The 13159-nt window shown below is 57.2% G+C and carries 8 protein-coding genes, 1 tRNA gene and 2 rRNA genes (1 of these 11 cut by a window edge); 4 read left to right on the top strand and 7 right to left on the bottom strand.

The annotated features are described in order from the left end of the window. Positions 1–16: 16 nt before the first annotated feature. From ACR9ZQ_RS25610 to ACR9ZQ_RS25625, 4 genes are all read left to right on the top strand, one after another. A complete protein-coding gene (locus ACR9ZQ_RS25610) occupies positions 17–2287 on the top strand; it encodes a type I secretion system permease/ATPase (protein ID WP_481429008.1) in 2271 nt (756 codons plus the stop codon). Positions 2288–2292: 5 nt separating this feature from the next. Then, positions 2293–3642: an HlyD family type I secretion periplasmic adaptor subunit gene (locus tag ACR9ZQ_RS25615; RefSeq protein ID WP_310379994.1), complete on the top strand. Its 1350-nt coding sequence runs from the start codon at positions 2293–2295 to the stop codon at positions 3640–3642. 80 nt (positions 3643–3722) lie between these two features. After that, positions 3723–4211, top strand: coding sequence for a hypothetical protein (locus ACR9ZQ_RS25620; protein ID WP_037100325.1), 489 nt, complete (start codon positions 3723–3725; stop codon positions 4209–4211). A 137-nt stretch (positions 4212–4348) separates the two neighbouring features. Beyond that, positions 4349–5995 (top strand): GNAT family N-acetyltransferase, encoded by a 1647-nt coding sequence (locus tag ACR9ZQ_RS25625; RefSeq protein ID WP_310379997.1) that lies wholly within the window; start codon positions 4349–4351, stop codon positions 5993–5995. Between the two features lie 75 nt (positions 5996–6070). Here the strand turns inward: ACR9ZQ_RS25625 and ACR9ZQ_RS25630 are convergent, their stop codons facing one another. From ACR9ZQ_RS25630 to ACR9ZQ_RS25660, 7 genes are all read right to left on the bottom strand, one after another. Then, the gene (locus ACR9ZQ_RS25630; RefSeq protein WP_481429009.1) at positions 6071–6847 is read right to left on the bottom strand and encodes an anti-sigma factor family protein; all 777 of its coding nucleotides are present in this window, start codon (positions 6845–6847) and stop codon (positions 6071–6073) included. Continuing rightward, entirely contained in the window at positions 6844–7371 is a 528-nt protein-coding gene (locus ACR9ZQ_RS25635) for an RNA polymerase sigma factor (protein WP_310380001.1), read from the bottom strand. Before ACR9ZQ_RS25635 ends, ACR9ZQ_RS25630 begins: the two co-directional genes overlap by 4 nt. 58 nt (positions 7372–7429) lie before the next feature. Beyond that, entirely contained in the window at positions 7430–8887 is a 1458-nt protein-coding gene (locus ACR9ZQ_RS25640) for a YncE family protein (protein ID WP_481429010.1), read from the bottom strand. Between the two features lie 12 nt (positions 8888–8899). Beyond that, positions 8900–9385 carry a DUF305 domain-containing protein gene (locus ACR9ZQ_RS25645; protein ID WP_310380005.1) on the bottom strand — a complete coding sequence of 162 codons (486 nt, stop codon included), beginning with the start codon at positions 9383–9385 and terminating at the stop codon, positions 8900–8902. Between the two features lie 352 nt (positions 9386–9737). Then, positions 9738–9814, bottom strand: a tRNA-Met gene (locus tag ACR9ZQ_RS25650). A 234-nt stretch (positions 9815–10048) separates the two neighbouring features. Next, a 5S ribosomal RNA gene (rrf, locus tag ACR9ZQ_RS25655) occupies positions 10049–10163 on the bottom strand. 218 nt (positions 10164–10381) lie between these two features. Beyond that, positions 10382–13159: ribosomal RNA gene (locus tag ACR9ZQ_RS25660) — 23S ribosomal RNA — on the bottom strand (it continues 21 nt past the right edge of the window).

Raw genomic sequence — 13159 nt, forward strand, 5'->3', positions numbered from 1 at the left:
CTTGGGAGAGACCGCGATGAATCAGATTTCAAAACAGATTTTTGCAAATAGCAGCGCGCTTGATCTGCGTGGCGAAAAGCCGTCCTCTACGGCGGCAAATCCTCAGGATTTTCTGACGGAGACCTGCGTTTCGGCGATCGACGATGCGGTGGACCATCTTCGCCAGCTGACGCGCAAAGTGTCTTCCTATCCCCATGAAGTCGAGGCTGTCGCTGAAGAGAAGGTGGATGACGTGCAAACCGTGATGCCGACCGAACAACCTACAAGGCAGCTTTCCGGCCATGACATACCCGTCGTCAATGTCGTGGAGCCGGAAACAAAGCCGCAGCCGGCTGAAGAACTGATGGCGGCGCCCGTCATCGAGGCCCGGCGGATGCCCGGTGAAACCGACGAGCTCAAGGCCAAGCCGGATATTCCCTTTGCCAAGACGATCGATGGCGACACCGGTCCGGTGAAGGAAAATGAGCGCCGCCTGCGCACAGGCGACGGCGGCGGGGGCGGCAAGGAACCGGATTTCGGCGGCGGGGGCGGCGGGGGCGGCGGCGGAAACAGCGGCTTCCACAAGCGCAGCGAGCCGGTGAATTTCGCTTTGAGCCTTGCGCGAGGCATCGCGGTTATCAGGCGCAATCTCGCGATCGTGATGGTCTTCACGATCGCGATCAACGTACTCCTGCTGGCGATCCCGCTCTACCTCTTCCAGATTTCCGACCGTGTCCTGACCAGTCGCTCCATCGACACGTTGGTGATGCTTTCCATCGTGGTGGTGGGCGCCGTCCTCTTACAGGCCTTCCTGGATTCTGTCCGGCGCTTCATCCTGATGCGGACTGCCGTGGAACTGGAAGTCCAGCTGGGCGCGCCGATCCTCAGTGCCGCCGCTCGCGCCTCGCTGCATGGAAGCGGCAAGGATTACCAGATCCTGCAGGACCTTCAATCTCTCCGCAGCTTTTTGACTTCAGGAACGCTGATTGCTTTCCTCGACGCGCCGCTGATGCCGCTCTTCGTGATCGTCGTCTACCTGGTGCATCCGCATCTCGGCATCATCATCATGGTCTGCTGCGCGGTGCTGTTTGTGATCGCTTTCCTGAACCAGAAGTTCACGGCCAAACAGTTCGCCGAATCCAACAGCTATCTCAGCCGCGCGAATTTCCATCTCGATTCCATGTCGCGGAATTCGCAGATCATCAACGCGCTCGCGATGATCCCCGAAGCAGTGAAGATGTGGGGCCGCGAAACCGCCGGCTCGCTGAAATCCCACGTCCAGGCGCAGGACCGCAACATCATCTTCACCGGCATTTCCAAGGCCTGCCGCATGATCACGCAGGTCGGGCTTCTCGGCTGGGGCGCGCATCTGTCGCTGTCAGGAGAGCTGACGGGCGGCATGGTCATCGCAGCCTCAATCATTTCTGGCCGTGCGCTGGCGCCGATTGAAGGAGCAATCGAAGGCTGGCATCAGTTCAACCGATCGGCCGCAGCCTATGGCCGCATCAAAAACCTGCTGCTGACCTCGCCGCTCAACTTTCCGCGGCTGCGCCTTCCCAATCCGGAAGGCAGGCTCGATGTGGAGCGGATCCTCTTCGTTCCGCCGCCGCAGAAGAAGGTGATCCTGAACGGCATCTCCTTCTCGTTGAGGAAGGGTGAATCGCTGGGGATCATCGGCAATTCCGGTTCCGGCAAGACGACGCTCGGCAAGATGCTGGTGGGCTCGATCCTGCCGACCTCCGGCAATGTGCGCCTCGACCTCATGGATCTGCGCAATTGGGACCAGCGGCAGTTCGGCGAAAGCATCGGCTATCTGCCGCAGGATGTGCAGCTCTTCCCGGGCACCATCAAGGCCAATATCTGCCGCATGCGCGATGACGTCGAAGACCGGCAGATCTATGAGGCCGCCGTCCTTGCCGACGTGCATGAGCTGATCGCCAGTTTCCCACAGGGTTATGAGACCGTCGTCGCGTCCGATGGCGCGCCGCTTTCGGGTGGCCAGAAGCAGCGCATCGCACTGGCGCGCGCCTTCTTCGGCAATCCCAAATTCGTCGTGCTCGACGAGCCCAATTCCAATCTCGACACCCAGGGCGAAGCCGCGCTCGCAAAAGCACTGATCCACGCCAAGAAACAGGGCATCACGACAGTTACGATCACGCAACGCCCGGCACTTCTGCAGTGCGTAGACAAGATCATGGTGCTCAAGGACGGCACGGTCGCCATGTTCGGCGAGCGAATGGAAGTCCTGCAGGCAATATCCAAGGGCAATGGCCGAACTGGCCAACAGTCACCGCGTATCGAAGGATGAAGGCCATGGGAAAGAAAAAGCAGGAATCCAGCGGCCCGGTGCAGCTCGAATGGTATGGCGACGTGCCACGCTCCATCCGTTTGCACAGCTTTGTCGGCCTGGCGGTCCTCTTCTGCTCGTTCGGCGGTTTCGGATACTGGGGGGCAACCGCGCCACTTGCCTCCGCCATCATCGCCCAGGGCAGCTTCGTGGCAACCGGCAACAACAAGGTCGTCCAGCACCTTGAAGGCGGCATCATCAAGGAAATGCTCGTCAGCGAAGGCGAAAGCGTCAAGGAGGGCGACGTCCTGGTGACGCTCGACCAAACAGCCGCGTTGACCAACGAGCGGATGCTGACGCTGAGGCGGCTGCGTCTGGAAGCAGTCGTTGGACGTCTGAGGGCCGAAGCACAGGGATCGCGTGAGTTCAAGCTTCCTGACATCGTCATGGCAGAGGCGAGTGACCCCGATATCAACGCCATCATCCAGAGCCAGAACATCGTCTTCCGCAGCAAGCAGGTCAAACTCGAGGAGCAGCTCAACCTTATCGAGAAGAACATCAAGTCGCTGGAATACCGCTTCGAAGGCTACAAAGGCCAGCGCGAGTCCTTCGAACGGCAACTGGCGCTGCTCTCGGATGAGCGGGACTCCAAGGAACGGCTCGTCAAGGTCGGCTATATGCGCAAGACCGACCTTCTGGCCATCGAGCGCGCCATTGCCGATGCGATGGGCGATATTTCGCGCCTGAACGGAGAACTCAACGAGAGCGAGGCGGAAATCGCAAAATTCCGTCAGGAAGCGGTCATCGCCGTCAACTCCAACAAGCAGGCAGCGCTTGATGCGCTGGAGACCGCCGAATCCGACCTCGACAGCGTGCGTCAACAGCTGCACGAAGCTGCTGGCGTTCTGGAGCGTACGGTCATCCGTTCGCCGGTGACTGGTACCGTTGTGCGCTCCTACTACCACACCGCCGGCGGCGTCATCACCACCGGAAAACCGATCATGGAAATCCTGCCGGCCCACGTGCCGCTGATCCTGGAGGCGCAGGTATTGCGTACCTCCATCGATCAGCTTCACGAAGGGCAGACGGCGGCAATCCGCCTGACCGCCCTCAACAGGCGCACCACGCCGGTTCTGGAAGGCAAGGTCTTCTATGTTTCGGCCGACTCCATTGAGGAAAATGCCGGCCTGTCCGTGAAGGATGTGTACATCGTGCGCGTACAGATCCCGGACTCGGAAATTGCCCGCGTTCACAACTTCCATCCAGTTCCCGGCATGCCTGCTGAAGTGCTGATCCAGAGTTCGGAGCGCACCTTCTTCGAATATCTGAGCAAACCGATCGCCGACAGCATGTCACGCGCCTTCAAGGAGCGCTAAGCGCAGAAATGGCCGAAGCGTTCAACGAAATGATCTGATATAGTCCATGTATTATCAGCGTTGAGCCGAGGGAGTTCAGCATGCCGGCCATGTCAGATGTCTTGTTGAATGTTGGCCGGTTAAACTATGTCTGGACGAATACAGAAAGCCTGCTGATCTATATTATCGCCCATCTTCTCAAGGTGGAGAAGGAGGCGGCGATCGTTGTCTTCCTGACGCTTAATACGACACGCGCGCGCATAGATCTCGTCGAGCGTCTCGCGAAGCTTCCTTCGACGCCGGCTGCGGACCGCAAAGCCGTTCTTTCAGCCATGTCGCGCCTGAAGAAGGAATCGAAGATGCGCAACAAATACAATCACTGCATCTATTCCTTCGACGAGAAGGGTGAAATCTCCAGCACGCAACTCATGCGCCTGGTCGAGGACGACAAGGAAATTCGCTACGGAAAGATCGAACAGATGGATGACCGGGAATTGGAGCTTCTGGAAAAATCGATTGGCGAGATCGTCAATATCAGCAAGGCGCTCTGGGCTTTCATCCATGCAAGTCCACGGATTGTCGCGCTCTAGTATTGCAGGCCGAGAATGGCTGCGTTGGGCTAATCCGATTTCGTCTCAAGGAATCACCCGGACGGTTTATTTGAAGATCGATGTTTCCCATTAGACTGGAATTTCCCGAATTAGGTATGGAGTATTGGGAGGGGGGCATGCGCATCGATGTCATTGATACCATCGCCGGTTTTGACGCCGTTCGCGACAATTGGGATCAGGTCTATCGGGATGATCCAGACGCCCAACATTTCCTCTCCTGGACATGGCTCAGAGACTTTCTTGGGCACCGCGGCCGATGGTTCGTGCTGGCGCTGCGCGAGCGGGAGCCGAATGCTCCCTATGTCGCCTTTTTGCCGCTGAGATTGCTCACGAAACTTGATGAGCAGTGCGGGCTTTTCTACGATGAAATCGTCATGGGCGGGAATTATTCGGCTGACTATACCGGCCTCATCGTCATGCCGGGTTACGAGCAAAAAGCCATCGCCGGTTTTGCTGCTTATCTCAAACAGCAGAACTGGACGCATCTCAGGCTGGAGCATTTCAGCGGGCCGCCGGAACGGCGGGAGAAGATGATCCTGGCGCTGCAGGGGCCGCTTGTCATGTTCCGTGACAACGTGCCCACCAGCCATGATAATATCGATAATACGATCTGCCCGGTCGTCTCGTTGCCGGCAAGCTGGGACGACTATCTGGAGCAGACTTTGAGCAGTCAGACGCGCCAGAAGCTGCGCCGCTTCCTGCGCAAGCTCGATGGCGACGAAGGCTACCGAATCACGATGGCAACGCCCGAGACCATTGACCGCGACCTCACTATTCTTTTCGATTTCTGGCGCACGCGATGGACGGAGCGCAAAGGACCGGAGCGGACGGAGCGGCTCATCAATTCAACGCGTGAAATGCTGATGGACTGCTTCAAGAGCGGCACGCTCGACGTCCCGGTCTTCTGGTTCGGCGAGCAGCCGCTCGGCGCCCTCGCCAATATCATCGACCACCCAAAAAAGACGATCCTTTTCTATATCACCGGTCGTGACGAGAACTGGAAAACTCCGTCTCCCGGTCTGGTTCTGCATGGATACTGCATCCGCCGGGCGATCGAAGACGGCTTCCGGTTTTATGATTTCCTGCGTGGAAACGAATCTTACAAATATGTCTTCTGCGCTGACGAGCGGCGGATCAGCTATACGCTCTTCAGGACCCGCGACGGACGCAATCTCGGCGGTGTTCTGCATCCACGCAGCGTCAAATATGTCTACGAACAAGCACTCGAAATGTATCGAAAGGGTGAGAAGGGAAAAGCCGAGATCGTCTTCACCCAGGTTCTGCAATCCTCGCCGGGCCATGTCGGTGCCGAATTTGGCCTTGCCAACCTGCTCTTCGATCGGGGAAAGCTGACCGAAGCCCTTGCCGCCTATCAGTCGCTGCTGGAGCGCACCGCCGAGCCGCTGCCGATTGCACTTCGCCTTGGAGATACGCAACTGGCGCTGAAACTCTATGAGGATGCAGCCGTAACTTTCCATCGCATCGGCGAGCAGGCGCCCCATGTGGTGCAGGCCCGCTACAAGGAAGGTGTGGCCCTCATCGCAACACGCCGTCTCACCCAAGCCGAGACAGTCCTCGCGGCGATCCAGGATATCCATACCGACGATCCGGCCGCCATTCCCTATACCGAGCTTGCTTCCGTGGCGCTCGAGCGTCTACGCCAGCACAATGCGGCATTGGCAGCCGACGAACAGATTCCTGAAGGCATGATGGGATTGCCGGGAAAGCGCGGCGGCGAGAAACGCCGCCCGCGCATGCACTAAAGTCTTTGTTTTCCCATGTGATTACCGCAAAACCGCTGCACAATTTCGCGCGACCTGCTCTAGGTTTGACGGAACTCAGGCCCCGGTTTCGGTCTGGTGCCTGATATCATCGGCGAGAGGATGCAAGGTATCGGCTGACAGGGCACCGACGAGGCTGTACCCCATGCCGCCGGACGCCCAGCTCCAGCCCTCAACATTGCCCTGCGCATGCGGCGCCATGGGTTTGTTCTGATCGGCGAGCATTGGCCGCGTCAGCATGACGAGACGCGTTCCCCGATCATCATCATACATCAGCATCAATCCGGCGCCATGCGACGTCGAGATCATCCTGCCGCCCATCAGACGATAGCCCGACTTGGAAAGATCCGGCAGCACCGGCTTGCGGCCCATGCGCTCCGTTGCCCAGTCGACGAGTTCGGCCATATTGTCGGCACGGAGCTCGACCGGCCTCACCTTGTCGGGCGCGTAAGTGGCGAAGCTGTTGGCAGCTTCATCAGCCAGCGCTACCATGCCCTCGTTTGGCTGCCGGTACATACCATGCAGCATCCAGCCACCGGAACCGCCGGCGACGAGAAGAACGACTGCAGCGGCCGCGATACGCCAGAAGGGCAGCCGGCCTTGCTTGGGCACCTCCAGCAGGTGGCTCAGGTTCAGTCGGCTCGGGATTGGTTCTTCCGCGACAGAGTTGAGCGCAGCCCGCAAATCGAGCCGCTGCCTGCCATAGCTGTCGATTCGCGCGGCGATTTCGGGATGGGTTTCAAGATAGACGGAAACCTCGGCTTCACGCGCCTCATCCAGCGCACCGTCCACAAAACCATGAAGATCATCCTCGGTGATCGGTTTTACGCTCATTTTACTCTCCGAAGATGGGCGGCTGGCCCCTGTGTTGTCTGCCCCGAGTTCTCCAATATCTGCCGTAGCCGCTCACGCGCCCGCGACAGGCGCGACATGACGGTGCCGATCGGGATAGCCAGGACTTCCGCTGTCTGCGAATAGGACAGATCCTCGACCGATACCAGCAGCAGGACGCTGCGCTGCTCCTCCGGAAGTTTCTCCAGCGCCTGAATGATATCGCGACGCATCAGATTGTCTTCCTGTGTCGGTTGCCGGGCAAAGGCACTTTCATCCACCTTCTCAAAGGGCAGATGTTCGCCACGGCGTGCGGTCTGTTTCAACCGGTTGACCGCGAGATTGTGAAGGATAGCGAAAATCCAGGTGCGCGGATCGTCGTTTCGGCGATGATGCCAATGGGCAATAACCCGCTCCAGGCAATCCTGAACGAGATCGTCGGCCGCCGTTGCATCTTTCAACAATCCACGAGCGTAGCGGCGGAGTGCCGGGATCATCGGCTCGACAAGCTGCAGAATGTCACTCATGAGGCTTACCTTCAGGAGCTCGCCCGCCACCCTATCACAGGCGGCGGGCGGAAGAGATTTACTTCGCTTCGATCTGGACGACTTCGCCGGACCCTTTATCTCCCGCCGCGGTAATGACGAGATAGCGGCGCTCGGCCTTCTCTCTGGTCTGGACGATCTGCCTTATGGGGCCGACGGTATTGACGATCGCCGAACCAGCCGGGTTTGTCATGAATGACGCCAGAGGCTGGAGATCGCCAGTCCCGTCAGCTCGCATGGAGAGTGCAAGAATGTAAGGCTTCTTGGGCTCCAGCCCCGTCACGGAAGCCTGCAGCACCTGTGACAAACCCTGATCGAAAAGGGAGACACTCGTCGGTGCAACGCCATCCTGCTTCGCCTTCGGCGCGCGCAGGACAAGATGCGCCACCTGGCCAGCGACGCCGAGCGGTTGGAGGTTCTGCGTGCCGTCGCCCTCTGGGACTGCATCGGGGACATAGTTGACGGCCTGCGGTGCCTGGCCGATCGGTATCGTAGCGATCACCTTGTTTATCAGTGTATCGATCGCTGCCAGCGCATCGGCGTTTTCGAGACCCACATAAACGCGCGTGCCATCGCCTGATGGCCAGACGCCGTGCGGAAGATTGCCGACGGGAATTGTCGCGACCTGTTCGAAATTATCCGTGCGATAGACCTTCACCTCGTTAAGGCCACCAACGGAGATATAGGCAAATTCGCCGTTGGCGTTGTGAACGATGTTGACGTGATTGGTGATTGGCCCGGTATCGATCGTCCTGATGAGATCAAAGGGGGCTTCAGCGTCGAAGACCTGCGTCTTCCCGATATCCTTCAGCGTAAACCAGACCTGCTTGCCATCAGGCGCCGCGGCAATGTTGGGGCAGAAGGGGCTTTCCTGCTTGATGTGGCCGACGATCTGGTGATCGGCGACGGAAACGACAACGGTCTCGGGATTGAACGAGGAGCATATATAGCCGTATTTGCCATCCGGCGAGAAGATCTGCATGCCTGGGCCGGCCGGCACCTTGATCTGCAGCTTCTCCTCATAGGTATGCGCATCGATGACGGAGATATAATCCTCTCCGCGAACGGTGACCCAGACTTCGTTACCATCAGGCGTAAAGAATGCCTCGTGCGGCGAACGGCCCACATATGTGGTGTGCTTTACGGCATTGGTTGCTGTGTCGATGAACGTCACCGAATTCGAGCCGATCGAAACGACAGCCAATGTCTGGTGGTCGGGCGAATAGCCCATGCCGTGGACCAGGACCTGCCCGCGATAGAGCGGGCTGAGATTGCCCGGTTGCGGATCGCCGAGACGGATGACGCCGAGCAATTTGTTAGTGGATGGATCGGTGACCGAAACCGTGTTGGAGAATTGTTCGGCCGCGTAGACGCGATCCTTGCTACTGATCGGGATGTCAGGATCAGAGGCCGCACCCGGCGCCTGGCCGGCGAAACTTGTTAAGGGCGCCAGCATCGTGCCGGCAAGCAGGCTGAGGGCGAGAAGGCTAGACTTCATGACGGGGTCCTTTCAATTGCCCATTTTCATGTTCGGATCCATGGCCGGCATCATCGACATGCCGGCGCCGGAAGAGAGGGAGTTTTGCGGGGAAACTTGTGTCGGTGCCGGCTCCGAAGGCGGAAGAGGATCGCCGAGAGCCAGCCGCATCGCGGCGATTTCCTGCTGTTGATCGACGATGATTTCCTGGGCAATGCGTTTGAGTTGCTCATTGCTGCCATAGCGCAGATAGGCCTGTGCCATATCGATCGCGCCTTGATGATGAGGGATCATCATCTCGACAAAATCCCTGCTAACGTCGCCTGTCGGCTTGACCGCCATGTCGCTCATCATCTTCGCCATGGCTGCATCGTTTTCCTTCAGGAACGGCGTCTCGTCAGTAACCGCGGAGGTGGTGTGTTCATGCGATGCTGGATCGTCCGCAAACGCCGAAACGGACAGGACCACCAAGATGGATACCGCTAGCGGAAGGGAACTTTTTCGGGGAAAGACGTTCATGCGGGCTCCTTGTTTTGCAGAGCGGTTTCATGAACGTTGACAACGGAGCTGCCGATTTATTCCGGCTAGCTGTGGTTTTTGCGAGGATGAGATAAATTTTGGCATTGTGGCGGGCTGCGGTGGCTGAAGACGATGGGCGTAGCCGCTTCTCGCGCCAATAAAAAAGCCCGCTTTGCGGCGGGCTTGTTTAATTGGTTTCGTTTGCAGGCTTTTTGCCCTGTTCGGGTTTCTCACCCATGCGGTTATGATGAGTATTGGGGAACGAGGAGCGAGCATCGCTAGCGAAGACGAAGTCTTTGCGGCAGCGATAAGCGGCGTGCGGTTAGATTTCGGGGGAGGTTTAGTAAGGATTTGGTTGCGGGGGCAGGATTTGAACCTGCGGCCTTCAGGTTATGAGCCTGACGAGCTACCGGGCTGCTCCACCCCGCGTTACCTAGGTAAACTGCAAAGCAGTTTATCCGTCCCGCGACAAATCCGTTTTGGATTTGTCGCTGCTACGTAAATCGCTTTGCGATTTACGGATCTGTGCCGAGCAAATTGCGAAGCAATTTGTCTCGTATCATATGGCACCAAACACAAAAGGCCGCTTTGTGAGCGGCCCTTTGATCGGCTTTGGGCCGTAAATTTCGTAATGAGAAGATTTACACGAGTTGCGTTTTGCAGACCTGGCAGCGACCGACTCTCCCGCGTCTTAAGACGAAGTACCATAGGCGCTGGGGCGTTTCACGGCCGTGTTCGGAAAGGGAACGGGTGCAGCCACCCCGCCATGACCACCAGGTCAGCGAAGCGCAACTTGTGTTGAGAAGCTGGTGGATGTTTTCACATCCTTTTTATTTGAACACGTCTTTGAACCTTTCGCGAGGCACCTTCGGCCAGAAGGCCGCAAGCGCAAAGCGCGTCGCCGGTTGTCCGGCGCGCCGTCCGCAGCGCCATTGGCGCGTGAGGACAAAAGGTCAAGCATCATCAGGCAAAGCCTGATGAGCATAGTCAATGAGAACGATCAAGCCAATCGAGCTATTAGTACCGGTAAGCTTCATGCGTTGCCGCACTTCCACACCCGGCCTATCAACGTGGTCGTCTTCCACGGCTCTGATAGGGAATACTCGTTTCCAGGTGGGTTTCCCGCTTAGATGCCTTCAGCGGTTATCCCGTCCATATATAGCTACCCTGCTATGCCCTTGGCAGGACAACAGGTCCACCAGAGATATGTCCATCCCGGTCCTCTCGTACTAGGGACAGATCCTGTCAATATTCCTACACCCACGGCAGATAGGGACCGAACTGTCTCACGACGTTCTGAACCCAGCTCACGTACCGCTTTAATTGGCGAACAGCCAAACCCTTGGGACCTGCTCCAGCCCCAGGATGCGATGAGCCGACATCGAGGTGCCAAACAACCCCGTCGATATGGACTCTTGGGGGTCATCAGCCTGTTATCCCCGGCGTACCTTTTATCCGTTGAGCGATGGCCCTTCCACGCGGGACCACCGGATCACTATGACCGACTTTCGTCTCTGCTCGACTTGTCAGTCTCGCAGTCAGGCGGGCTTATGCCATTGCACTCGACGACCGATTTCCGACCGGTCTGAGCCCACCATCGCGCGCCTCCGTTACTCTTTCGGAGGCGACCGCCCCAGTCAAACTACCCACCATACACTGTCCCGGACCCGGATAACGGGCCGCGGTTAGACATCCATGACGATAAGGGTGGTATTTCAAGGATGGCTCCACAGAAACTGGCGTCCCTGCTTCAAAGCCTACCACCTATCCTACACATGCCGACACGAATGCCAGTGTAAAGCTATAGTAAAGGTGCACGGGGTCTTTCCGTCTGACCGCAGGAACCCCGCATCTTCACGGGGAATTCAATTTCACTGAGTCTATGTTGGAGACAGCGGGGAAGTCGTTACGCCATTCGTGCAGGTCGGAACTTACCCGACAAGGAATTTCGCTACCTTAGGACCGTTATAGTTACGGCCGCCGTTTACTGGGGCTTCGATTCAAAGCTTGCACCTCTCCTCTTAACCTTCCAGCACCGGGCAGGCGTCAGACCCTATACGTCGTCTTGCGACTTCGCAGAGCCCTGTGTTTTTGATAAACAGTCGCTACCCCCTGGTCTGTGCCACCCCACAATAGTTGCCTACTATGGGGTCACGCTTCTTCCGAAGTTACGCGTGCAATTTGCCGAGTTCCTTCAACATAGTTCTCTCAAGCGCCTTGGTATACTCTACCTGACCACCTGTGTCGGTTTCGGGTACGGTCTATACGGTGGAGCTATTTCCTGGAACCGCTCCGCTGCCCATCCAATCCAATAAGAATGAACAACTTGTGCGATCCGTCACTTCCACCAGGCCCACGAATATTAACGTGGTTCCCATCGACTACGCGTGTCCGCCTCGTCTTAGGGGCCGGCTAACCCTGCTCAGATTAACTTTAAGCAGGAACCCTTGGTCTTTCGGCGAGAGGGTCTCTCACCCTCTTTATCGTTACTCATGTCAACATTCGCACTTCCGATACCTCCAGGAGCCCTCACGGGTCTCCCTTCATCAGCTTACGGAACGCTCCGCTACCACTCCTCAAAGAGGAATCCTCAGCTTCGGTGCATGGCTTTAGCCCCGTTACATTTTCGGCGCAAAGACCCTTATTTAGACCAGTGAGCTGTTACGCTTTCTTTAAATGATGGCTGCTTCTAAGCCAACATCCTGGTTGTTTTGGGATCCTCACATCCTTTCCCACTTAGCCATGACTTGGGGACCTTAGCTGGAGGTTAGGGTTGTTGCCCTTTTCACGACGGACGTTAGCACCCGCCGTGTGTCTGCCTGGTAGTACTTCCCGGTATTCGGAGTTTGGTTAGGATCAGTAAGACGGTGAGTCCCCATAGCCCATCCAGTGCTCTACCCCCGGGAGTATTCGCCAGACGCTCTACCTAAATAGATTTCGCGGAGAACCAGCTATTTCCGAGTTTGATTGGCCTTTCACCCCTAGCCACAAGTCATCCCAATCTATTGCAACAGATGCGGGTTCGGTCCTCCAGTTGGTGTTACCCAACCTTCAACCTGCTCATGGCTAGATCACTCGGTTTCGGGTCTAATGCAACAAACTATATCGCCCTATTCAGACTCGCTTTCGCTGCGCCTACACCTACCGGCTTAAGCTTGCTTGTTACACTAAGTCGTTGACCCATTATACAAAAGGTACGCCGTCAGGGTTGCCCCCTCCGACTGTTTGTAGGCATCCGGTTTCAGGTACTATTTCACTCCCCTTGTCGGGGTGCTTTTCACCTTTCCCTCACGGTACTTGTTCGCTATCGGTCATGCACGAGTACTTAGGCTTGGAGAGTGGTCTCCCCATGTTCAGACAGGATTTCACGTGTCCCGCCCTACTCTAGGACATTAATGATATCTACGCGTACGGGGCTGTCACCCGCTACGGCCGCACTTTCCAGAGCGTTCCGCTTTAATCACTAATGCCACTGGCCTGGTCCGCGTTCGCTCGCCACTACTTGCGGAGTCTCGGTTGATGTCCTTTCCTGCAGGTACTTAGATGTTTCAGTTCCCTGCGTTCGCTTCTTACCCCTATGTATTCGAAAGTAAGATACCTTATAACAATGCTTGGAAACCCAAGCCGACCTTGCAGTCAGTTTGGATTTTCCAAGCATTTAAGGTGGGTTTCCCCATTCGGAGATCCATGGATCAAAGCTTATTCGCAGCTCCCCACGGCTTATCGCAGCGTAACACGTCCTTCATCGCCTGTGCATGCCAAGGCATCCACCAA

Source organism: Rhizobium sp. KNZ14-9A (genome assembly GCF_056755015.1).